21 protein-coding genes are annotated in these 22,605 nt (G+C 35.3%); 2 read left to right on the top strand and 19 right to left on the bottom strand.

All coding sequences use genetic code 11. The annotated features are described in order from the left end of the window. Positions 1 to 121: 121 nt before the first annotated feature. The 17 genes from FFWV33_RS03190 to aspS all read right to left on the bottom strand — a co-directional run bounded on the left by FFWV33_RS03190 (position 122) and on the right by aspS (position 16,802). Positions 122 to 1,492 (bottom strand): NADH-quinone oxidoreductase subunit N, encoded by a 1,371-nt coding sequence (locus FFWV33_RS03190; protein WP_108739569.1) that lies wholly within the window; start codon positions 1,490 to 1,492, stop codon positions 122 to 124. A gap of 147 nt (positions 1,493 to 1,639) precedes the next feature. After that, positions 1,640 to 1,984, bottom strand: a complete 345-nt coding sequence (locus FFWV33_RS03185; protein ID WP_108739568.1) for a four helix bundle protein — start codon at positions 1,982 to 1,984, stop codon at positions 1,640 to 1,642. A 179-nt stretch (positions 1,985 to 2,163) separates the two neighbouring features. Continuing rightward, positions 2,164 to 3,600, bottom strand: coding sequence for a complex I subunit 4 family protein (locus tag FFWV33_RS03180; RefSeq protein WP_108739567.1), 1,437 nt, complete (start codon positions 3,598 to 3,600; stop codon positions 2,164 to 2,166). Between the two features lie 9 nt (positions 3,601 to 3,609). Then, positions 3,610 to 5,493 (bottom strand): NADH-quinone oxidoreductase subunit L, encoded by a 1,884-nt coding sequence (nuoL, locus tag FFWV33_RS03175; protein WP_108739566.1) that lies wholly within the window; start codon positions 5,491 to 5,493, stop codon positions 3,610 to 3,612. A gap of 6 nt (positions 5,494 to 5,499) precedes the next feature. Beyond that, complete coding sequence (gene nuoK, locus FFWV33_RS03170) at positions 5,500 to 5,820, bottom strand: NADH-quinone oxidoreductase subunit NuoK (RefSeq protein WP_108739565.1); 321 nt, start codon at positions 5,818 to 5,820, stop codon at positions 5,500 to 5,502. Between the two features lies 1 nt (position 5,821). After that, on the bottom strand, positions 5,822 to 6,334 hold the full coding sequence (locus FFWV33_RS03165; protein ID WP_108739564.1) for an NADH-quinone oxidoreductase subunit J family protein: 513 nt from the start codon (positions 6,332 to 6,334) through the stop codon (positions 5,822 to 5,824). Next, positions 6,334 to 6,879 (bottom strand): NuoI/complex I 23 kDa subunit family protein, encoded by a 546-nt coding sequence (locus tag FFWV33_RS03160; RefSeq protein WP_108739563.1) that lies wholly within the window; start codon positions 6,877 to 6,879, stop codon positions 6,334 to 6,336. The genes FFWV33_RS03165 and FFWV33_RS03160 overlap by 1 nt, the downstream gene beginning before the upstream one ends. Before the next feature lie 211 nt (positions 6,880 to 7,090). Continuing rightward, positions 7,091 to 8,143, bottom strand: coding sequence for an NADH-quinone oxidoreductase subunit NuoH (nuoH, locus tag FFWV33_RS03155; RefSeq protein WP_108739562.1), 1,053 nt, complete (start codon positions 8,141 to 8,143; stop codon positions 7,091 to 7,093). Further along, entirely contained in the window at positions 8,143 to 9,192 is a 1,050-nt protein-coding gene (locus FFWV33_RS03150) for an NADH-quinone oxidoreductase subunit G (RefSeq protein WP_108739561.1), read from the bottom strand. Before FFWV33_RS03150 ends, nuoH begins: the two co-directional genes overlap by 1 nt. 84 nt (positions 9,193 to 9,276) lie before the next feature. After that, the gene (gene nuoF, locus FFWV33_RS03145) at positions 9,277 to 10,644 is read right to left on the bottom strand and encodes an NADH-quinone oxidoreductase subunit NuoF (protein ID WP_108739560.1); all 1,368 of its coding nucleotides are present in this window, start codon (positions 10,642 to 10,644) and stop codon (positions 9,277 to 9,279) included. Between the two features lies 1 nt (position 10,645). Beyond that, positions 10,646 to 11,176, bottom strand: a complete 531-nt coding sequence (locus FFWV33_RS03140) for an NADH-quinone oxidoreductase subunit NuoE family protein (RefSeq protein ID WP_108739559.1) — start codon at positions 11,174 to 11,176, stop codon at positions 10,646 to 10,648. Between the two features lie 143 nt (positions 11,177 to 11,319). Next, a complete protein-coding gene (locus FFWV33_RS03135; protein ID WP_108739558.1) occupies positions 11,320 to 12,558 on the bottom strand; it encodes an NADH-quinone oxidoreductase subunit D in 1,239 nt (412 codons plus the stop codon). Positions 12,559 to 12,592: 34 nt separating this feature from the next. Next, a complete protein-coding gene (locus FFWV33_RS03130; RefSeq protein WP_108739557.1) occupies positions 12,593 to 13,114 on the bottom strand; it encodes an NADH-quinone oxidoreductase subunit C in 522 nt (173 codons plus the stop codon). 5 nt (positions 13,115 to 13,119) lie between these two features. After that, positions 13,120 to 13,668, bottom strand: coding sequence for an NADH-quinone oxidoreductase subunit B (locus FFWV33_RS03125; RefSeq protein ID WP_108739556.1), 549 nt, complete (start codon positions 13,666 to 13,668; stop codon positions 13,120 to 13,122). A 102-nt stretch (positions 13,669 to 13,770) separates the two neighbouring features. Beyond that, entirely contained in the window at positions 13,771 to 14,136 is a 366-nt protein-coding gene (locus FFWV33_RS03120) for an NADH-quinone oxidoreductase subunit A (protein ID WP_108739555.1), read from the bottom strand. A gap of 226 nt (positions 14,137 to 14,362) precedes the next feature. Next, positions 14,363 to 14,557 (bottom strand): cold-shock protein, encoded by a 195-nt coding sequence (locus FFWV33_RS03115; RefSeq protein ID WP_108739554.1) that lies wholly within the window; start codon positions 14,555 to 14,557, stop codon positions 14,363 to 14,365. Between the two features lie 496 nt (positions 14,558 to 15,053). Next, positions 15,054 to 16,802, bottom strand: coding sequence for an aspartate--tRNA ligase (gene aspS / locus FFWV33_RS03110; protein ID WP_108739553.1), 1,749 nt, complete (start codon positions 16,800 to 16,802; stop codon positions 15,054 to 15,056). 326 nt (positions 16,803 to 17,128) lie between these two features. On the opposite strand from aspS, the gene FFWV33_RS03105 reads away from it, so the two are divergent. Further along, on the top strand, positions 17,129 to 17,476 hold the full coding sequence (locus FFWV33_RS03105; protein ID WP_108739552.1) for a toxin-antitoxin system YwqK family antitoxin: 348 nt from the start codon (positions 17,129 to 17,131) through the stop codon (positions 17,474 to 17,476). Between the two features lie 176 nt (positions 17,477 to 17,652). Beyond that, positions 17,653 to 18,000 carry a toxin-antitoxin system YwqK family antitoxin gene (locus FFWV33_RS03100; RefSeq protein ID WP_108739551.1) on the top strand — a complete coding sequence of 116 codons (348 nt, stop codon included), beginning with the start codon at positions 17,653 to 17,655 and terminating at the stop codon, positions 17,998 to 18,000. A 328-nt stretch (positions 18,001 to 18,328) separates the two neighbouring features. Here FFWV33_RS03100 and FFWV33_RS03095 read toward each other — a convergent pair whose 3' ends face one another. Beyond that, positions 18,329 to 21,505: an efflux RND transporter permease subunit gene (locus FFWV33_RS03095; protein ID WP_108739550.1), complete on the bottom strand. Its 3,177-nt coding sequence runs from the start codon at positions 21,503 to 21,505 to the stop codon at positions 18,329 to 18,331. Between the two features lie 31 nt (positions 21,506 to 21,536). Next, a complete protein-coding gene (locus FFWV33_RS03090; protein WP_108739549.1) occupies positions 21,537 to 22,604 on the bottom strand; it encodes an efflux RND transporter periplasmic adaptor subunit in 1,068 nt (355 codons plus the stop codon). Between the last annotated feature and the right edge of the window lies 1 nt (position 22,605).

Genomic DNA, 22,605 nt, shown 5'->3' with positions numbered 1-22,605 from the left:
ATAAGTTTAGCATTTCGGTCTATTTTTTTAACGTTTAAGATGGGAAAAAAAAAGCAGCCGAAATAATTTTCGGCTGCTTTGATATGATTTAGTTTCTGTTTTAAGAACAGAATAAAGTGTTTTAAGCTAATAAATCCAATACTAGTGAAGGGAAGAAACCTAATGCAATATTAAGCACGATAGCGATCACTGCAACGGCGTAGATTACAAATGGTGTAGCTGTTCTCGTTTCATTTGGTTCTTTGTTGTACATCGCTAAAATCAATTTGAAATAATATCCAACAGCGATGATCGAGTTGATAACCGCTACAATTACCAGAGAAATATATCCTGCTGCAATTGTTTGGTTGAATAAAAACAACTTAGCAAAGAAACCTGCAAAAATAGGAATACCTGCCATAGATAATAAAGCTGCTGTTAATATCGCTGCCAATAAAGGGTTTGTTTTTCCTAATCCGTGGAAGTTGTTGATGTCTTCATTGTTTTTGTTGTAGGTAACATATAAAATCACACTAAAAGCGGCGATTCCTGCCAAAGCGTATGCTGAGGTGTAGTACAATAATGTTCCTGCTGCATTGGTAGCAATTAATAAAGTCATTAACATAAAACCGGCATGTGAAATTCCGGAGAATGCCAACATACGTTTTACATTTACTTGACGCAATGCCATGATATTACCAACGGTCATCGAAGCCATAGAAACGATCACAATAATCAATTGAAATTGTTCTGAAATCTCAGCATTCATTGCAGTAAGTAATTTGAACAAAGTTGCAATTGCAACTACTTTCGCCAAAGTACTCATCAAAGCAGTTGTCAACGCTGGAGAACCTTCGTACACATCTGGAGCCCAGAAATGGAAAGGTACTGCTGCGATCTTGAAGAACATTCCAACGGTCACCAATATGATTCCGATAGGAAACCAAACAGGTAATTCAGCTGAATACGATAGCTCACTAATTTCGGTTACATCAAAAGTTCCCATTGCTCCGTAGATCAAACAGATTCCGAATAAGATAATTCCAGAAGCAAATGATCCCATTAGAAAATATTTCATACCTGCCTCATTACTTTTTATACTTTTTCTATCGCTTGATGCTAATACGTACAAAGAAATTGATAGTACTTCGATTCCTAAAAAGAACATTGCTAAGTTTCCAAAAGAAACCATGGCAACTGCTCCAGAAAGTAAAAAGAGTTTGATAGCTACAAAATCAGAAAGTTGCGTTTGATGGTGCTCATAAAACTTATGGCTCAAGGCAATCAAGAAAATCGTTAAGACAATAAACAATGCCGAGAACGAAGTTGAAAACTTGCTCACGATAATCATATTATTGTAATAAGCTTCTGGAGAATTGAATTCAGAGATATTCAATCCTAAAACAGCCAACAATCCAATAATACTAATTGGAATAATTGCTTTTCTAAAGTCGAAAATCTCCAATATTAGGCATAAAATACCTAGTCCTACTATAGCTATTAATGTATTCATTATTATCGTGTATGTTTTGTTTTTGATTATTTTGATTTAAAATTAAGGATTTAGGAATTTTGATTTAGGATTGTGTGCCTAAATGAAAATTTCTGATTCCATATTAAAAACCGGTAGTCAGTTTATTATTTTTTGTTATTTCTCTCTTTATACTGTTCTAATTCCTGCTGAAAAAATAGCTGTTAATTCGTCAGCCTCTTTTATCAATTTTTCTAATTCTACTTGGTCACATTTTATATCTAAATCTTTAATAAATTCTAACCAAAATAAACTTTCATCAGACTCTTCGTCTACAATTTTTAATTTGTTCAAAAAATCAGCATCTGATTTTCCTCTACAAACAGCACGATAATTCGCGGCAACTGATGAAGATGATTTAAAAAGCTGATAAGAAACAACGTCGACAGCTTTGCTTTTTTCAATTGCCATCACAAACTTAAATACGTTTACCGCAAATAACTTTGTACGTTTCTTTAATTCTTCTTTAGTCATGATTACTTTAGGCTTTTTTTATTTAGGATTTCTTAAAATCCAAATTCATTATGTTTTTCTTGTTATGAAGCTCCACAATCATAGTCCCCAATCCAATATTCCTAAATCTTAAATCCTAATTCCTAAATCATGTATAGCCAATCCAGCATTCCTAATTCCTAAATCAAAAATCCTTAATTTTATCTATTTATCACCGCTAAGATATGCTCTAAACTCGGCGTAATCAAATCATTAATTGGTTTTGGATACATACCAAATATAAATAAAACCGCAACGATAAGAACTAATGATAACCCTTCGTTGAAATTTACTTCGGCAAAAGGTTTAGAGTTTGTTTCTCCTAACATTACGTGTTGGTACATTTTCAACATATAATATGCTCCAAGGATAATAGTTGTTCCACCTAAAACGGCAAACCAAACATTAATTTGTGATAGACTGTATAAAACTGTAAACTCACCTACAAAGTTGAAAGTGGTTGGTAACGCTACCGATGCCAATACCAAGATCATAAACAAGGAAGCAAATTTTGGAGTTTGAGTACGAATACCACCCATTTCTGAAATGGTTCTTGTTTCGTATCTTCTATAGATTATTTCGGCTACAAAGAATAAACCAACAACAACAAATCCGTGTGCTATCATTTGTAAAACTGCACCTCGAAAACCGTCAAGGTTTAGTGCATATGCTCCAGCTGCAATCAACCCAACGTGTGCTAGAGAAGAATAAGCTAGTAATTTTTTTAAGTCTTTTTGACGTAAAGCTACAATCGAACCGTAGATGACACCTGCAATTCCAATTGCAATCATTAGGTCTGCATGTCCTTTTGCTGCATCCGGTGCAATAGGCAACTGCCAACGGATAACACTGTACAATCCCATTTTCAACATTATACCCGAAAGTAACATGGTTCCAACGGTAGGTGCTTTTTGATATACCTTCGCTTGCCAAGTATGAAAAGGAATTAACGGAATCTTAATCGCATATGCTAAAAAGAAAGCGGCAAAAATCCAGTTTTGTTCATTATCAGATAGATCCAAAGCATATAAATCTTCGATCATAAAACTTCCTGCTTTTTGGTATAAATACACAAACGCAATTAGCATAAATAATGATCCAGCCAAAGTATAGATAAAGAATTTTACCACTGCATTTTTGCGGTCTTCGGCGTCGCCATTCCCCCAAATTAAAGCAATAAAATAAATCGGAATTAAAGCTAATTCCCAAAAAATGTAATATAAAAGTCCATCAGCAGCCAAGAAAGTTCCTGCCATGGCAAAAGCCATAAACAAAATCAAACTATAAATGCTTTTTGCATTTTTAAATTCAGTTCCAAAAGAAGAGAAAATAATAATCGGAGTCAAAGCTGTTGTCAATAACAACATTGCGATTGCCAAACCATCTGCAGCTAATGCAAACGAGATTTTAGGTTGATTAATCCAAGGAGCAACAAAGTTAATGTCTTCGCCAAGGTTAAAGCTATTCAGTAAAGCTACACTTACTCCTAGCGCAACAAGGCTAAAAAGTAAAGCTACTTTTGAAGCTAGTTTATCGCCTGATAGAAAGGTTAAAAAAGAACCAACTAAAAGAATTATTAATAGAAGAGATACATTCATAATATAGGATTATTGTGCTAAAAATAAGTAGGTTAATATGGCGCTAAGTCCCAAAACAAAAATGAATACATACAATCCAATACTTCCGCTTTGTACTTTTTTACCTTGATAGCCTATTTCGTTCGTAATTTTGCCTAAGCCAAATACTAGTGATGATAAGCCTGTTTCTACTTGGTCTCTGAAAAAATTAGATAAACCATTGATTGATTTTACAAAAACAAAATCATATGCTTCGTCCACATAATATTTGTTATATAATGTTTTAGCAAAACCAGTGATATTTTCGTCTGATTCTGGAACTTGATTTTGTTTCAAGTATTTCGAAAAAGCAATTCCTATTCCTACCAGTCCACCAATAACGGCAATAGCCATTAGAGAATATTCTTGTGTTCCAAAGTGATGAGCTTCGTGCGCTTCTTTCGAAAATAAAGGAGCTAAATATCCGTTCAGCCAACTATTTGTTGGTAAACTAATCAGTCCACCAATTGCCGCCAAAATTGCTAAAACAATTAAAGGAAACGTAATCAACGCTGGACTTTCGTGTAAATGATTTTTTTGTTTTTCAGTACCTCTAAAATCATTGAAGAAAGTAAGGTATAGTAAACGGAACATATAAAAAGCTGTCAATAGCGAAGCTAAAGACGCAATAAACCAAAGTACTTTATTGTGTTCGAAAGCGACCATCAAAATTTCATCTTTCGAAAAGAAACCTGAGAAAGGAGGAATTCCTGAAATCGCTAGTGATGAGATTAAAAAGGTGAAGAAAGTAACTCCCATCCATTTTTTCAATCCACCCATGTTGCGCATGTCTTGTTCGCCATGCAAAGCGTGAATAACAGAACCAGAACCCAAGAACAAACAAGCTTTGAAGAAAGCGTGTGTGATTACGTGGAAAACGGCAACTTCATAAGCTCCCAATCCTAATGCCAAAAACATTAATCCTAATTGAGAAACTGTAGAGTAAGCCAATACTTTTTTGATGTCTGTTTGAACTAAAGCTATTGTTGCCGCTACCAATGAAGTAACTGCTCCAACAATGGCGATGATGTTTTGAACATCTGGAGCCAAATCAAATACATAATTCAAACGCGTAATCATAAAGATACCTGCTGTTACCATCGTAGCAGCGTGAATCAAAGCCGAAACTGGCGTTGGTCCTGCCATCGCATCCGGCAACCAAGTGTATAACGGAATCTGTGCTGATTTTCCACAAGCTCCAATAAACAAACAGAAAGCTGCAATAGATAAAGTAGTTACGTCTAAGTTTGTCGCTCCTGATATAGCAGCTTGTAAGCTGTTGTAATCTAAAGTTGAGAACATTGATCCCAAGATAAATATCCCGATCAACAATCCTAGATCTCCAATTCGGTTCATGATGAAAGCTTTCTTAGCCGCATCGTTGAAGTCTTGGTTTTTATGCCAAAATCCGATCAATAAGTAAGAACACAATCCAACACCTTCCCAACCAATGAACAATACCAATAGGTTGCTACCCATTACCAATGTTATCATAAAGAAGATAAACAGATTCAAATACGCAAAGAACTTATGCATATTCTCATCATCATGCATATAACTGATAGAGTAGAGGTGAATCAAAGAACCAATTCCGGTTACAAATAGTAACCAAAGAACAGAAAGTTGGTCCAATAAGAAACCAAAATCCACTTTGAAATTGCTAATCTGAATCCAATCAAACAATTGAATTTGTATGGCTTCTTGGCTTGAATTAATTTGAGTGAAGAAAAACAAAGTAACAACAAATGATAACACTACAGTTAGTGTTCCCAATATTCCAGATGCTGTTTTGCCAATGCTTTTCCCAAAGAAAATATTTAGTAAAAACCCTAAAAAAGGAGCTAATAATAAGAGTAAAGCTAAATTTGTATCCATTATAGTTTATCCTTTTAAATTTTTTAATTTATCGATACTAATTGTACCTAAGTTCTTAAATACAGAAACCAAGATGGCCAATCCTACAGCAACTTCTGCAGCAGCAACTGCCATCGAGAAGAATACAAAAATTTGACCTTGCGGATCTTGATGGTAGGTAGAGAAAGCTACAAACAACAAATTAACCGCATTCAACATAATTTCGATAGACATAAACACAATAATTGCATTTCGTCTGTACAAAACGCCACACACACCAATACTAAAAAGTATCACGGCAAGGAAAATGTAATTCTCGATTCCTATTTCGTTTAAAATATTGTTCATGTTATTTTTCTATTTTTTCTTTCTTAGACAATAATACCGCTCCAATCATCGCAACCAATAATAGTACAGATGCAAATTCAAAAGGAACCATGTATTCGTTCAGTAATACTTTTCCAAGTACTTTTATCGATTGGTAATCTTGACCAGTCGAAGTGTATTCACCCACAATTGGTTTCGAATTGATAAAAATAAGAATCAAAACAATACAGATTAAACTAAAAGCGACAATCGCTCCTAAACGTGTAATCCTTGGGCGATGTACTTCTTTCTTTTCGTTCAAATTCATCAACATGATGGTAAACAGAAACAAAATCATAATCGCTCCCGAATAGACGATCACGTGAACGATAGCCAAAAACTGGGAATTCAATAAAAGGTAATGACCTGCAATCGAGAAAAAACAAATTACAAGGTAAAGCGCACTGTGAATAGGATTTCTACTAAAAACTGTCAAAAAAGCGGTAGACAATGTAATAGCAGCCAAAACACAAAATATAATAAGTACTGTTGACATTAATTAGCGTTTTTAAGTTGGGTATTTTGCATTGCCACATCAAGAGGCATCACTAATCTATCTTTTCCAAAAATGAAATCTTCTCTCTCATAGCTAGAAGGTACCAATACTTTTGAAGTCGTTAAGTAAACGGCATCTTTAGGACAAGCCTCTTCGCACAATCCACAAAAGATACAACGCAACATATTGATTTCATATATTTCGGCATATTTCTCCTCACGGTACAAATGTTTTTCATTCGCCTTACGCTCTGCTGCTTTCATTGTAATGGCCTCAGCAGGACATGACAAAGCACACAAACCACAAGCAGTACAGTTTTCTCTACCTTGCTCATCGCGTTTCAATTGGTGTTGCCCACGATACACAGGACTCATTTCACGTACTTGCTCAGGATACTGAATCGTTACTTTTCTGGAGAACAAATGCTTTAACGTAATCCACAATCCCTTAAAGATTGCAATGATGTACATCCGTTCCAAAAAACTCATCTCTTTGTGAGAGACTTGCTTTTTTCTTCCCGATAAGGATATGGTTTCTATTGCCATTTTTGTTTAATTTATTTTTTTGTAGCTATTCCTGCTATCCGTTTCAATCTTTTATTTTTTTAAAGAAAAAAATAAAAGGATTTCCACTTCTATCAGGGCTAGGGCATTGTGCTATTAATTATATTTTGGTTTTAACTCCAACTTGTAGTCTCAATTTGTGACTTCAAGAATTTCAACGTTCCAACAATTTCCCTTTCGGGGGTTAGTGGGATTAAAATCCCAAAAACACTGCAATCTCTGCTCTCAAAATTACCACTCCTGTAATGATGATGTTCAAAATTGATAAAGGTATTAAGATTCTCCATCCCAAATGCATCAATTGATCGTATCTAAATCTTGGAATTGTCCATCTTACCCACATATAGAAAAAGATGAAGAAACATATTTTTGCAAACAAAACTCCAATTCCTATTACGTTTCCAATATTAACTCCCCAGTTTTCAACAACCCATTCCATTCCAGGATAGTTGTAAGCTCCGAAGAATAATACGGCTAATATAGTCGAAGAAATAAACATATTTGCATATTCAGCAAAAAGGTAGAAACCCATTTTCATTGATGAATATTCAGTATGGTACCCTCCAATTAATTCTGTTTCACATTCCGCTAAGTCAAATGGTGTTCTGTTTGTTTCTGCAAAAGCACAAATTAAAAAGATAAAGAATGAAAGTGGTTGGTAAAAAACATTCCAGTTCATACCTGATTGCTGCATTGCAATTTCTTTCAAACTCAAAGTTCCAGTCATCATCAACAATGCAATGATTGATAATCCCATGGCAACTTCATATGAAACCATTTGCGAAGCTGCACGAACTGCTCCAATCAATGAGAACTTATTGTTTGATGCCCATCCACCAATCATGATTCCGTAAACTCCTAATGATATAACACCAAAAACATATAGTAATGCTACATCAATATCAGTTGCTTGAAGGATGATGTCGCGACCAAATAAGTGTAATTTATCACCCCATGGAATCACCGCACTCGTCATCAATGCAGTACTCATAGCGATTGCTGGTCCTACATAAAACAAAAATAGGTTGGGAGTGTTTGGCTCAAATTCTTCTTTTGCAAACAATTTTAAACCATCAGCAAGAGGTTGTAGTAATCCACCTTTACCTGCTCTGTTTGGTCCAATTCTGTCTTGCAACCAAGCAGCTACCTTACGCTCTGCCAAAGTCGAGTACATTGCCATTACCATTGTAATAGCAAAAACTACTAGGATAACAAGGCTTTTTTCTATAATAAGTGCTGAATCCATTATTTGTCAGAATTTAATTTTTCTCCGTCAATTTTTTCGTCATAATCAATCTCATTCATACTGATTTTTTTACGGTCTTCTAATCTACCTTTTAAAATTCCTTCTTCAGTATTGATATTGACAGTCTCTAATTTTTGAGTGTAGTTATTTTGATTGATAACCGAATCTTTTTCAAATTCTCTTGGTCCTTCAATTACCCAGTCAGAAACTTCTTTGTGGTCAAAACGACAGCTGTTACAAATGAATTCTTCTACTTCATGGTACTCATCTTTACGACCTGTAACACGTTGAATTTCGTTTCCAAACATCCAAACCGTAGTTTTTCCACAACATCCTGGAGTAGTACACTCTCTGTGTGCGTTGTAAGGTTTGTTGAACCATACTCTCGATTTGAAACGGAAAGTTTTGTCTGTTAAAGCACCTACTGGACATACATCAATCATGTTTCCAGAAAATTCATTGTCAATGGCTTTAGAAATGCAAGTCGAAATATTCGCATGATCTCCTCTGTCCATAACTCCGTGTACTCTATTGTCTGTCAGTTGGTCAGCAACTTGCACACATCTTTGACATAAAATACAACGGTTCATATGTAGTTGAATATTTGGACCAATATCTTCTGGTTCAAATGTTCTTTTTTCTTCGATAAAACGAGTTTTTGATTTCCCGTGCTCAAAGCTTAAGTTTTGCAAATCGCATTCTCCTGCTTGATCACAAACTGGACAATCTAACGGGTGGTTGATTAACAAAAATTCGGTAACAGATTCTCTTGCTTCACGCACTCTGTCTGAATTTTTACTGTTAATTTCCATTCCGTCCATACATCCCGTAACGCATGATGCCATTAATTTTGGCATCGGTCTTGGGTCAGCATCACTACCTTTTGCAACTTCAACCAAACAACAACGGCATTTTCCACCGCTCCCTTTAAGTTTTGAATAATAGCACATCGCTGGCGGAACAGATTCTCCCCCAATCATACGTGCTGCTTGCAAGATGGTTGTTCCTGCTTCAACTTCAATCTCTTGACCGTCTATTGTTACTTTCATTTATCTTTTTGTTTTTTTAGTTTCATGTTTAAGGTTTCAGGTTGTTTGACGTGAAACTAAAATAACTTGAAACTTGAAACTATTTTATATTGTTTGCTTCGTTACCAAATGCTTTACTTGAGAAAATGGTTCTGCTACAAAGTGATTTCTATTTTTAATTTTTTCAGGGAAACGAATATGATATTCAAATTCTTCTCTAAAATGACGAATAGCTGCTGCTACTGGCCATGATGCTGCATCACCTAATGGACAAATCGTGTTTCCTTCGATCTTACTTTGAATACTCCATAGCAATTCGATATCTTCTTCTCGACCTTGACCGTTTTCGATTCTCCACAACACTTTCTCCAACCACCCTGTACCTTCACGGCAAGGCGTACATTGACCACAACTTTCGTGGTGGTAAAAACGAGAGAAATTCCATGTGTTACGCACGATACAAGCGGTGTCATCATACACGATAAACCCTCCTGAACCTAACATAGATCCTGTTGCAAATCCACCATCACTTAACGATTCGTAAGTCATCAAACGATCTTCGCCGTTTGTTGTTTTATAAATCAAATCAGCTGGTAAAATTGGTACCGATGATCCACCAGGAATCAAAGCTTTTAATGGTCTGTCAGAGTACATTCCGCCCAAATATTCATCTGAGTTCATGAACTCATCTACTGTTAATCCCAATTCAATTTCGTAAACACCAGGATTTTTTACATGTCCTGAAGCCGAAATTAACTTCGTTCCAGTAGAACGTCCTATTCCGATTTTAGCGTAATCATCACCAGAATTGTTAACAATCCAAGGCACAGATGCAATTGTTTCTACATTATTTACAACCGTTGGGTTGGCCCATAATCCAGAAACTGCTGGAAAAGGTGGTTTGATACGTGGATTTCCTCTTTTTCCTTCCAAAGATTCAATCAAAGCTGTTTCTTCACCACAAATATAAGCTCCAGCACCACAATGAACGTGTAGTTCTAAATCGTAACCAGATCCTAAGATGTTTTTTCCTAACCATCCTGCTGCTTTCGCTTCGGCAATGGCTCTTTCTAATATTTTAAAAACCCACATATATTCTCCACGAATGTAGATATAGGATAGATTCGCTCCCAAAGCAAAACTAGAGGTAATCATTCCTTCAATCAATAGGTGAGGAAGAAATTCCATCAAATAACGATCTTTGAAAGTTCCTGGTTCAGATTCATCGGCGTTACATACTAAATGTCTTGGTTTTCCTGATTTTTTGTCAATAAAACTCCATTTCATTCCAGCAGGGAAACCCGCACCACCACGACCACGAAGTCCTGATTTTTTTACTTCTTCAACTACTTCGTCCGGAGTCATCGCCTTTATAGCTTTCTCAACAGAGGCGTAACCGCCTTCTCTGCGATACACTTCGTACGTTTTAATTCCTGGAACGTTGATTTTCTCTAATAATATTTTTTTTGACATCTTATTTATCGTGTAATATTATTTTATTATCTCTACAATCGTCAATAATTTGATCGATTTTATCTTTAGTTAGATTTTCTTTATAAAAATCACCTAATTGCATCATTGGAGCGTATCCACAGGCACCCAAACACTCTACGCCACGAACTTCAAAAAGTCCGTCTGCAGTTGGTTCACCTATTTTTACACCTAATTTTTCACAAGTATAATCCATTAAATCTTCTGTTCCTCTTAAGCAACAAGAAGACGTTTGGCAAAATTCAAACATATACTTTCCAATAGGTCTACGGTTGTACATTGTGTAAAATGTAACTACCTCATAAACTTCTACAGGTTTTATGTTTAAAATTTCGGCAACTTTATCTTGTAATTCGATACTTAGCCAGTTATCATGTGCATCTTGTGCTTCATGTAAAACAGGTAATAAAGCAGATTTACGTTTGTCTGCTGGGTAATGACTGCATAATTCTTCTATACGCGCCATTAACTCAGGAGTCATGTTTATTTCTTGTGTAAAATGTGTTTTTTCCATTCTCTATTTTAGATTTTAAATTTAGGAATTAGGATTTAAAGCGATTACCGAGATAATGCTTTTTTCCTAAAATGGCCAAAATCTATATTCTTTCTTTAACCGATATTGTTATTCTAAAATCCTTAATCTCAATTCCTTAATTCTTATGCGTCTAATTCTCCTGCAATTACATTCAAGCTTGATAGAATTACGATGGCATCGGATAACATTGCACCTTTAATCATATCTGGATAGGCTTGGTAATAAATAAAACAAGGCCTTCTGAAATGTAGTCTGTATGGTGTACGGCTTCCATCTGTCACCAAATAAAAACCTAATTCACCATTACCACCTTCAACAGGATGATAAATCTCTGCAACTGGAACAGGAACTTCACCCATAACAATTTTGAAGTGGTAAATTAAAGACTCCATATTGTGATACACATCTTCTTTTGGAGGTAGGTAATAATCAGGAACTTCAGCATGGTATTCGTTCCCAGCTGGCATTTTAGCCAAAGCTTGACGAATGATACTTAAGCTTTCCCAAACCTCTGCATTACGAACACAAAAACGGTCGTAAGTATCACCTGATTTCCCTACTGGAATTTCAAAATCGAAATCTTCGTAAGAACTATAAGGCTGTGCTACACGTACGTCATAATCGACACCGGCTGCACGTAAGTTTGGACCTGTAAATCCGTAAGCCATTGCTTTTTCAGCAGTAATTGGTCCTACGTTTACTGTTCTATCAATAAAAATTCTGTTTCTTTCGAATAGGTTTTCGAATTCTTTCCAAGCTGGAGGAAATTCTTCAAGAAATGTATTTAATAATTCGAATGCTTTTGGAGTCCAATCTCTTTCGAAACCACCAATTCGACCCATATTTGTAGTTAAACGAGCACCACAAATCTCTTCGTAGATTTCGTATACTTTTTCTCTAAATTGAAATACGTATAAAAATCCGGTATAAGCACCAGTATCTACACCAAGGATTGAGTTACAAATGATATGATCTGTAATTCTAGCCAATTCCATTACAATTACACGCAGGTATTGCGCACGTTTCGGTACTTCAACTCCTAAAAGTTTTTCCAAAGTCATCCACCATCCCATATTGTTAATAGGAGAGGAGCAATAGTTCATTCGGTCTGTAAGTGGTGTAATTTGGTAGAAAGGACGATTCTCCGCGATTTTTTCAAAGGCACGATGAATGTAACCAATCGTAGGTTCAGCTTCGATGATGCGTTCACCATCCATTAACAAGATATTTTGAAAAATACCATGTGTGGCTGGGTGTGTAGGACCTAAATTCAGAATCGAAAGTTCACTTCCGTCTTCATTTAGTTTTTCCTTCATTATTTTAGCATAACGATGCTCTGGTGGTAATAATAGTTCTGACATCTATAGTATGTGAAAAATTATATTTCTTTATTTTCTAGCGGTTGCTAGCTGTTCTTCCGAAAAAGCGATCATCTTTGTCTGTTCGACCTCCATCCTCAAGCGGAAATTCTTTTCGCATAGGGTGAGATGTCATCTCGTCCATGTTTAAGATTCTTTTTAATTGTGGGTGTCCAACAAAATCTACTCCGTAAAAATCAAAAGTTTCTCTCTCCATCCAGTTTGCTGTTGGAAAAATACTTGCAATAGATTTTATTTCTGGTTTTTGACCGTTTATATATGCTTTGATTCTAATTCTTGTATTTTCGTACCAGTTATGCATGTGGTAGACGATAACCATTTGTCTGTCAGCTTCGTTTTCAGGATAATGAACACCACATAAATCAGTTAAGAAATGAAAACGTAATTCGGGATCATTTTTTAAAAATAGGATTATGGCCGATATTTTATCTGCAGGAACTTCCACTGATAAAATGTCTCTTTCTTGTTTGTAAACAAAAGGAATATCGCTAAAAGTAGCCGATATTTTGTTTTGAATTTGAGCTGTTTCTAATGCCATAATGCTTATTTGATATTATAAGAAGCTAATAATTCTTGGTATTCTGGAGTGCTTCTGCGTCTTACAGATTCTGATTTTACTAATTCTTGTAATTTCATTACTCCATCAACAATTTGTTCTGGTCTAGGAGGGCATCCAGGTACATATACATCTACGGGAATAACTTTGTCAATACCTTGCAAAACAGAGTAAGTGTCAAAAACACCACCCGATGATGCACAAGCTCCAACAGCAATTACCCAACGAGGTTCTGCCATTTGCTCGTATACTTGGCGTAAGATAGGTCCCATTTTTTTCGAAATAGTTCCCATTACCATTAACATATCTGCTTGACGGGGAGAAAAACTTACACGTTCAGAACCAAAACGTGCCAAATCATAATGAGATGCCATTGTGGCCATGAATTCAATTCCGCAACATGACGTTGCAAAAGGTAAAGGCCAAAGAGAATTAGCTCTAGCTAATCCTACCACGTCATTCAACTTGGTAGCGAAGAAACCTTCACCAACCACGCCTTCTGGTGGCGCAACCATATTTGTTTTTGATTCGCTCATTGTGATTTTTAGATTTAAAATTTAGTTTAGAGGTTAGCCTAATCTAAATAATGTATTGTAAATCTTATTTTGTTTTTTAATTCTGGTTTAAGGTATGCTATTTTATTCCCATTCTAAAGCTTTCTTCTTGATGATATAGAAAAAACCAACCAAGAGCAATAGCATAAAAATAATCATCTTTAGAAGACCTTCGATTCCTAATTCTTTAAAATTAATCGCCCAAGGATATAAAAAGATTACTTCAACATCAAACAAAACAAATAAAATAGCTACTAAGAAGTATTTTACCGAAAAAGGTATACGTGCGTTACCTACAGATTCAATACCACATTCGAAATTTATATCCTTTTTTTCAGATCTTCTTTTCGGACCTAATTTTCCAGAAGCAACAATAGTTCCTGCCACAAAACCTACTGCAAGTAAAATTTGCATAAAGATTGGGATGTAGTTTGATTGATCAGTAAGCATATTTTGTTATATTTTCGTTTAATACTAGTCGCAAAGATAAGACTCAGTGAGCGAAAACACAACATTAGAAATAGATTAAGTTATAAAATTTTCCCAATTTTTATGCTATTTAGAATTTTTCTACTTAAGGTTTTTTATTGAATTGAAACTAGAGCAAAAAAAAAGCGTTCCAACATTTGTTGGAACGCTTTTAACATTCTTTGGTAATAAAAAATTAATTTTATTCTTAGATAACTGCTACTTGAGCTGCAACCTTACCTTTTCTTCCTTCTTCTTCTTCGTAACTTACTCTGTCACCTTCGCGCAATTCTTCCGCGTTGATTCCTGAAGCATGAACGAAAATGTCTTTTCCTGTTTCTTCGTCTGTAATGAATCCGTAACCTTTAGACTCATTGAAAAATTTAACTGTACCTGTACGCATTGTAATAGTAATAATAATTTATAATGTCGCAAATGTAATATTTAATATAATACGAACACCATTAATGTGCGTTTTTTTGTAAAAATAATTGATATTCAGGCTATTCGCTTATTTTATTGCGATTAATTCAAGCTTAAAAGTAAATTTTATCTTTTCTTTGAAGGTCGTTCTTGTGATATTTATCTGCTTTTATTGAAGGTTTTGTTTTATTTTCTATTTTCAGATTTTTTGATAGTAGAAAAAAATTTTATAAGTTCTAATTTTTGTCGCTTACTTTTTACAATAATTTGAATCATTGGTTGCGAATTGTTTTGTGTTTTTTATTCGAATAGCATCAAAAAAAAAATTAATACTATAGGTATTTGTTGCATTTTACTGCTGAAATTCAAATGTAAAATAATGCAAAAACCGAATCCATTACCAGTTGTGGTTACGATTCGGTTTTTTTTTTGCTTTCGAATAAGAAAAATTTCTTTAATCAAAAATATATTGGCTGCTATAAATCCAGTTTGATATGAAGTTCTTTTAATTGTGTTGTATCAATAGCTGATGGTGCATCGATCATAACGTCACGTCCTGAATTGTTTTTCGGGAAGGCGATAAAGTCACGGATAGTTTCTTGTCCTCCTAAAATAGCAACTAATCTATCTAGTCCAAAAGCTAGGCCTCCATGTGGTGGTGCTCCAAACTGGAACGCATCCATTAAAAATCCAAATTGTGCTTTTGCTTCTGCTTCGCTAAAACCTAGATATTTGAACATTAATTGTTGTGTCTCTTTATCGTGTATACGAATTGATCCTCCTCCAATTTCATTTCCGTTCAAAACCATGTCATAGGCATTGGCACGTACGATGCCTGGGTCTGTTTCCAATAAGTGCATGTCTTCTGGTTTTGGAGAGGTGAAGGGGTGGTGCATTGCATGATAACGACCACTTTCTTCGTCAAATTCTAATAATGGGAAGTCTACAACCCATAATGGAGCAAATTCTTCTGGTTTTCTCAAACCTAAACGCGTTGCTAATTCCATTCGCAAGGCAGAAAGTTGTGTTCTTGTTTTGTTGGCTGGTCCAGATAATACAAAAATCATATCTCCGGCAACTGCTCCGGTAATTTTCGCCCATTGTGCTAAGTCGTCTTGGTTGTAGAATTTGTCGACTGAGGATTTGAATGTTCCGTCTTCGTTACATTTTGCGTACACCATTCCTGATGCACCCACTTGTGGACGCTTTACCCAATCAATTAAGGCGTCGATTTCTTTTCGAGTATAGTTTCCTGCTCCCGGAACAGCGATTCCAACCACCAATTCGGCAGCATTGAAAACAGGGAATTCTTTGTGTTGTGCAACCGTGTTCAATTCGCCAAACTTCATTCCAAAACGAATGTCTGGTTTGTCATTTCCGTATGTTTTCATGGCGTAGTCGTAGGTAATTCTCGGAAACTTATCTACTTCAACACCTTTGATTTCTTTTAATAAATGACGGGTTAGACCTTCAAAAATATTCAAAATATCTTCTTGTTCTACAAATGCCATCTCGCAATCGATTTGTGTGAACTCAGGTTGTCTGTCTGCACGTAAATCTTCGTCACGGAAGCATTTTACGATTTGAAAATATTTGTCCATTCCACCTACCATCAATAATTGTTTGAAGGTTTGTGGTGATTGTGGTAGCGCATAGAACTGACCCTCATTCATTCGAGAAGGAACAACAAAATCCCTAGCACCTTCTGGTGTTGATTTAATAAGGTAAGGTGTTTCTACTTCGCAAAAATCCAAATCGGATAAGTATTTACGAACTTCCATGGCAACTTTGTGACGAAAAAGAAGGCTGTTTTTTACTGGATTTCTTCTGATGTCTAGGTAGCGATATTTCATTCGAATATCTTCACCACCGTCTGTTTCATCCTCAATAGTGAATGGAGGAGTTATTGCAGCATTTAATATGATAAGTGATGAAACTAAAATTTCAATATCACCTGTAGGTATGTTTTTGTTTTTTGCCTCACGCTCAATAACAGTTCCTTTTACTTGAATTACAAATTCGCGACCTAGGGTCTTTGCTAATTCGAATACTGTTTTTTCAGATCTTCCTTCGTCAAATATCAATTGTGTAATACCATAACGGTCTCTTAAATCAACCCAGTTCATGAAACCTTTGTCTCTTGATTTTTGTACCCAACCTGCAAGAGTTACTTCTGTGTTTATGTGTGAGGCGTTTAATTCGCCACAATTATGACTTCTATACATTCTTAGTTTGTTTTATTTTTTTAATGCTTTTTTTGTGATGCAAAATTCTTGTAAGTCGTGAGATTACTTCTTTTGAATTTGAAATGTATCTAATGTGTACTAATAATATGAATTAAATGTATAGTATTGGTCTTTTTAAATACGGATGCAAATTTAGGACTAATTATGAACTTAGGATTGTGTTTTTGCTTTTTTTGGTTCTAATTTGCTTTTTGGGATGTTAAAAACGTTAAATTCTGCTCAATGTTACCAAATTGTTACCAAATTGTTTTTTTAACGTAAAATGTTTTGTATATTTGTAGCCTGCTAATTTAAATTATACAAAGATGAAAAAATATATAATCACCACGTTACTACTACTTTCTGGAATGCTATTCGCTCAAAATGCTAAGCCAAAATTGGAAGCGCAAGGTGAAAAGGTAAAAGCAACCTATTACTATGAAAATGGGCAAGTGATGCAAGAAGGTTTTTTTAAAGACGGAAAATTACAAGGAGAATGGACTTCTTATGATGTAAACGGAAACAAAAGTGCTGTTGCTACTTATGATAAAGGTCAAAAAGTGGGCAAATGGTTTTACTGGAACAATAGTACCTTAAATGAAGTTGATTATTCTAAAAACAGCATCGCTGCTGTAAAGAGTTGGAAGAGAGAGGCTATTGCAAACGAAGAGTAATGTTTTTTATTTAGTTAGATTTATTGAAATGAAGGCCCTTCAAGAACTTACTTGAGGGGCTTTTTTTTTCGAAAGTGTTAAAATTGCTGTATGTTACCAAATTGTTACCAAATTGTTTTTTTATTGTACTAATTAGTTCTATATTTGGAGTAAGAAATTATTAAAACGTTAAGATCATGAAAAAATACATCATATTAGGAGCAATGTTAATGTCAGGGATGTTATTTGCAAATGTAGTAGAACCAAAATTAGAAGTAGCAAAAGACAACATGGTATTGGCAACTTATTATTATGATAATGGTCAAGTAATGCAAACAGGAATGTTTAAAGATGGTAAACTTCAAGGAGAATGGGTTTCTTTTGATGCTAATGGAAAAAAGATCGCTATCGCTGAATATAATAAAGGCGAAAAAGTTGGAAAATGGTTCCATTGGACTGAAGGTACTTTGAACGAAGTAGATTATGCTTCAAACAAAGTAGTTGCTGTAAAAAGTTGGAAGAAAGATGCCCTAGCAAATAACTAATTCAAATATAATGGTATAATCTCTTGATTGAGATTATGAAAAGAAGCCCAAAAGTCAATTGATTTTTGGGCTTTTTTGATTTTATGATAAAGTAATGTCCGTGAACTTTTGTATGGAAGCGCCGGTAAAGTTGTATATTTAAGGATAACTACTACTTCTGTACTGCAAAGTCTACCCTTTTGCGGTTTATATATCGAATTTAATTCCTCAATTGTTTAACTGCTGCTAAGACAAAGTAAATCAATGTTAGCTGCTGAATAGAAATACAAAAAGGGATTTCCAACTTCGGAAATCCCTTTTTGTATAATTTAGCATTGCTGCTTAGATATTAATGATTGTGTTCAGGATTGAACCCATCTTCATTTAGTTCTTTGTGAACGTAATCGGCAACCATTTCGGCTTCATAATCGACTTTGTCTCCTTTAGAGAATTTTGCAATTATTTTTTCCATGATTTCATAAATTACAGGAACGATAATCAAAGTCAAGAATAATGAACTGATTAATCCTCCAATAATTACCCATGCCAATCCGTTTTTCCAACCTGCACCAGCTCCAGATGCCAATGCAATAGGGAACATACCAAATACCATGGCAATTGTCGTCATTAAGATCGGACGCAAACGTGCATGATTGGCTTGAATCAAGGCAGTCCTAATCGTTTCACCTGCTTTACGACGTTGATTGGTATAATCGACCAACATAATCGCATTTTTACATACCAGTCCAATTAACATAATGATTCCTAAAATGGTAAATATGTTCAAAGAATTATTTGTCAAAGCCAGTGCTAACATCGCCCCAATGAAGGAAAGCGGAATAGCAAACAATACAACAAATGGATGTGCAAAACTGTCGTACAAACCAACCATTACAAGGTATACCAATACAATAGCCGCCAATAATGCAATTCCTAAAGTACCAAAACCTTCTGATTGGTTTTCTTGATCACCACCCCAAATGTAACCTACACCGGTTGGTTTTTCTAATTTGTCTAGTTTTTCTTGCCATTGCGTTACAATTGTACCTGCCGAAACTCCAATGTTTTGACCTTGAACAGTAACAGAAGCAGTTTTGTCTCTACGCTCCAATTTACTTGGTCCAGAACCTTCCTTAATTGTTGCAAATTGAGAAAGTTTAATTTGTTGTCCCATGCTATTGGTGAAAATCAGATTACTTACATCAGAAATGTTTTTTCGATCAAAAGCATTGTACTTAATATTAATATCATACTCGTATTCTCCTGCTCTAAATTTTCCATCTGTGTTTCCACTGTAGGCTGTTTGCATGGTCATACCCACTGTTTGCAAAGTCAAACCTAGTGCCGACATTTTGTCGCGATCTACTTGCACATTGATTTCTGGATTTCCATCTTCAACGGTTAATTTGATCTCTGTAGTTCCAGGAATTTTGCGTAGTTCAGCTTCTGCAAGTTTGGCAAATTTCATAGCGCTTTCTACATTAGGACCTGTAACGATCAATCCTAATTTAGCATCTTCTGCTGTACCTAGGATACCTACGGGAACTGTTTTTACTTTCGCTCCAACTAATACTTTTTCTAACTTACGTTTGATTTTTGCAGCATAAACAGAAGCATCGTCTGTACGTTCTGATTGCTCGATCATTTTTACGTCAATCTCTGCTTTGTAAGCTGTGGCTTGTGATGCTCCCATTCCTTCAGAGGTTTGTCCTACTGTCGTAATTTGGCTGTGTACGTATTCTTGTGTTTTTAAGAAAGCTTCCGCTTTTTGTGTCATAAAATTGGTCTGCTCTAACGAAGCATCTTTTGGAAGTTCTATTTGAACTAAAAACTCACCACTATCTGAAGCAGCAAAGAATTCACCACCAATAAATCCACCACCAACAAGTCCCATGGTAGAGGAGAAGAATAACACTAAAACAACCAAAATAGTTTTGATATAATGATTCAAACACCAAGTAAGAATTTCAGTAACCCAGTTTGTGAAACGTGTTAGTAAGCTTTCGAAACCAAGAATGATTCTTCCAAAAAGATTTTTTCCTTCAATATGTTCTAGTTTACCAAAACGAGAAGACAACCAAGGGATAATTGTAAACGATGCTAATAAAGACAATAATGTCGAAATTACAACCGTCATACAAAACTGCGTGATAATATTTGATACCAAACCACTACTCATTGCGATTGGTAAAAATACGACCACAATTACTAGGGTGATTGAGGTTACTGTACCACCAATTTCGGCAGTACCATCATAGGAAGCACGAATACGGCTTTTACCCATTTCCATGTGACGGTAAATATTTTCTAATACCACAATGGCATCATCGACCAGAATACCTACCACGAGCGATAGTCCTAATAAACTCATTAAGTTCAAAGTATATCCTAAAAGATAAATCCCGATGAAGGTTGCAATCAACGAAGCAGGAATCGAAACCATTACAATCAATGAGTTTCTAATACTGTGCAAGAAGAACAACATTACCAAGGCAACCAAGATTACTGCGATTAATAAATCGTGTAGTACAGAGTCAGCTGCTTCTAGTGTGAATACTGTACTGTCTTTTGCGGTAATTAATTCTAATTCGTTGACCTTATAATCACTTTCTAGTTTAGCTATCGATTTGTTTACCAATTCACTTACTGCAACGGCATTTGCATCTGATTGTTTAACAATCTGCAATACGATCGCACTTTTTTGATCGACACGTGCAATTTTTTCAGCAATTTTTTGTGTATCCTGTACATCTGCTACATCTCTTAAACGAACTTGTATTCCGTTTTGAGACGAGACAACAAGGTTTCTTAGTTCGTCAACATTTTTATATTTTCCGGCTAAACGAATTAATATTTTTTGTTCACGAGTTTGAATGTTACCCGTAGGGAAATCCAAGTTTGAAGTCAAGATGATTTGTTGAACTTGCGGGATAGATAATCCGTATCCTTGCAATTTTGTAGCGTCAAGATTCACTTGAATCTCACGTTCTTGTCCACCAATAATGTTTACTTGCGCAACCCCTTGTACACGAGATAACACAGGAGCAATCTTTTTGTCAATTAAGTCATAAAAAGCAGCTTCGTCCATTTTACCATTGGCTCCAAGCGTAATGATTGGCAAATCACTCAAAGAGAATTTTGTCATAGATGGAGGATCGGCATCATCAGGAAGATCACTTAATACGGCATTAATCTTTCGTTGTGCATCATTCATCGAGTTGTCAACATTAGCATTTGATGTTAAGGTGATTGAAACGATTGAGAGACTTTCGTATGATTTAGAGTCAATCTTTTTGATGTTTTCTAAAGAAGAAATGGCATCCTCAATTTTTTTGGTAACGGTGTTCTCAATTTCACTTGGCGAAGCACCAGGATAAACGGTAGCAACGGTGATTACATTGGTTTCAAATTTCGGGATCAGCTCATAGCCCAATTGGCTATAGCTGAATAGTCCTCCTAGAATCAGGATTGTAAAAAGTACAATCACCAACGAGGGACGTTTTATGGATATTTCTGCTAATTTCATATGTTTTTATCTGTTGATTACTAGAAATAAATTATTTGATAACTTCTACTGTACTTCCATCTTGAAGGTTGATTTGACCTGTAGTAACAACAGTTTCTCCATCAGATAAGCCATTTATAACTTCTACTAGGTCACCAAAAATTCTTCCACCAGTTACTTTTTTCATTTTTGCGATTCCGTTTTCTACTACGAAAACTTGGTTGCTATTCACACTACCTACAAAGGCAGTTCTTGGAATAACTGTAAGGTTTTGTTGTTGTTGTGCCGATTTGAAAGTTGCAGTTCCATACATTCCTGCTTTCAAATCGTTATTGGTGTTATTTGCAATTTCGATTTCGATAGGGAAATTTAGAGTAGCATCAGCTTTTGCTGCAATAAAAGTGATTTTACCCGAAAAAGTTTGGTCAGGATATACACTTGAAGTAACTGAAATAGTATTTCCTGTTTTCAATTTTGCAACTTGAGATTCGTTGACAGCCACGGTTAATTTTAGCGTATTCGTATTTACAATTTCGAACAAATTAGTAGACGGCATTGCTGTTAACATAGAACCTGGCTCAATGAATTTTTTATTGATAAATCCACTTATAGGCGCTTTAATTCGAGTATCACCAATATTAATTTTGGCTTGCTTGTAACTTGCTTCAGCATTGATCATCATTACTTTTGATTGATCCAATTGTTGTTTGGTTACTCCTCCAGTTTTATAAGCGTTTTCAAAACGGCTATAATCAGTTTTAGCGTTTAAGTATGCCGCTTGAGCTGCTTGAGCATTAATATTTATAGCGTCACCTCTCATAATTGCAAGGGTTTGACCTACGCTCACACGATCACCTTCTTTAGCTAATACACTAATTACTTTTCCTGATTTTTCAGCTGTAAAAATTAATTCTTGTTTGGCTTCAAAAGTACCATTTGCAACGAAATCCAAAGAAACTTCTTCCGTTTTTACAGTAGCTACTTTTACAGATACACTTGCGTTTTTCTCAGCAACAATGGCAATTTTTTCTTCGTTCTCTGTTTTATTCTTCGTCAATATAAAACCTATTAAAGCTAGTGCAGCGATAATGATAATTACGGTAGTTATGGTCTTCTTCATT

The organism is Flavobacterium faecale (assembly GCF_003076455.1).
GTDB lineage: Bacteria > Bacteroidota > Bacteroidia > Flavobacteriales > Flavobacteriaceae > Flavobacterium > Flavobacterium faecale.
This window is presented reverse-complemented; position numbering and strand designations above follow the sequence as displayed.

Excerpts from the sequence above, each read along its gene's own strand:
- FFWV33_RS03190 (WP_108739569.1), bottom strand. The coding sequence starts at position 1,492 with ATGAATACATTAATAGCTATAGTAGGACTAGGTATTTTATGCCTAATA.
- FFWV33_RS03185 (WP_108739568.1), bottom strand. The coding sequence starts at position 1,984 with ATGACTAAAGAAGAATTAAAGAAACGTACAAAGTTATTTGCGGTAAAC.
- FFWV33_RS03180 (WP_108739567.1), bottom strand. The coding sequence starts at position 3,600 with ATGAATGTATCTCTTCTATTAATAATTCTTTTAGTTGGTTCTTTTTTA.
- nuoL (WP_108739566.1), bottom strand. The coding sequence starts at position 5,493 with ATGGATACAAATTTAGCTTTACTCTTATTATTAGCTCCTTTTTTAGGG.
- nuoK (WP_108739565.1), bottom strand. The coding sequence starts at position 5,820 with ATGAACAATATTTTAAACGAAATAGGAATCGAGAATTACATTTTCCTT.
- FFWV33_RS03165 (WP_108739564.1), bottom strand. The coding sequence starts at position 6,334 with ATGTCAACAGTACTTATTATATTTTGTGTTTTGGCTGCTATTACATTG.
- FFWV33_RS03160 (WP_108739563.1), bottom strand. The coding sequence starts at position 6,879 with ATGGCAATAGAAACCATATCCTTATCGGGAAGAAAAAAGCAAGTCTCT.
- nuoH (WP_108739562.1), bottom strand. The coding sequence starts at position 8,143 with ATGGATTCAGCACTTATTATAGAAAAAAGCCTTGTTATCCTAGTAGTT.
- FFWV33_RS03150 (WP_108739561.1), bottom strand. The coding sequence starts at position 9,192 with ATGAAAGTAACAATAGACGGTCAAGAGATTGAAGTTGAAGCAGGAACA.
- nuoF (WP_108739560.1), bottom strand. The coding sequence starts at position 10,644 with ATGTCAAAAAAAATATTATTAGAGAAAATCAACGTTCCAGGAATTAAA.
- FFWV33_RS03140 (WP_108739559.1), bottom strand. The coding sequence starts at position 11,176 with ATGGAAAAAACACATTTTACACAAGAAATAAACATGACTCCTGAGTTA.
- FFWV33_RS03135 (WP_108739558.1), bottom strand. The coding sequence starts at position 12,558 with ATGTCAGAACTATTATTACCACCAGAGCATCGTTATGCTAAAATAATG.
- FFWV33_RS03130 (WP_108739557.1), bottom strand. The coding sequence starts at position 13,114 with ATGGCATTAGAAACAGCTCAAATTCAAAACAAAATATCGGCTACTTTT.
- FFWV33_RS03125 (WP_108739556.1), bottom strand. The coding sequence starts at position 13,668 with ATGAGCGAATCAAAAACAAATATGGTTGCGCCACCAGAAGGCGTGGTT.
- FFWV33_RS03120 (WP_108739555.1), bottom strand. The coding sequence starts at position 14,136 with ATGCTTACTGATCAATCAAACTACATCCCAATCTTTATGCAAATTTTA.
- FFWV33_RS03115 (WP_108739554.1), bottom strand. The coding sequence starts at position 14,557 with ATGCGTACAGGTACAGTTAAATTTTTCAATGAGTCTAAAGGTTACGGA.
- aspS (WP_108739553.1), bottom strand. The coding sequence starts at position 16,802 with ATGTATAGAAGTCATAATTGTGGCGAATTAAACGCCTCACACATAAAC.
- FFWV33_RS03105 (WP_108739552.1), top strand. The coding sequence starts at position 17,129 with ATGAAAAAATATATAATCACCACGTTACTACTACTTTCTGGAATGCTA.
- FFWV33_RS03100 (WP_108739551.1), top strand. The coding sequence starts at position 17,653 with ATGAAAAAATACATCATATTAGGAGCAATGTTAATGTCAGGGATGTTA.
- FFWV33_RS03095 (WP_108739550.1), bottom strand. The coding sequence starts at position 21,505 with ATGAAATTAGCAGAAATATCCATAAAACGTCCCTCGTTGGTGATTGTA.
- FFWV33_RS03090 (WP_108739549.1), bottom strand. The coding sequence starts at position 22,604 with ATGAAGAAGACCATAACTACCGTAATTATCATTATCGCTGCACTAGCT.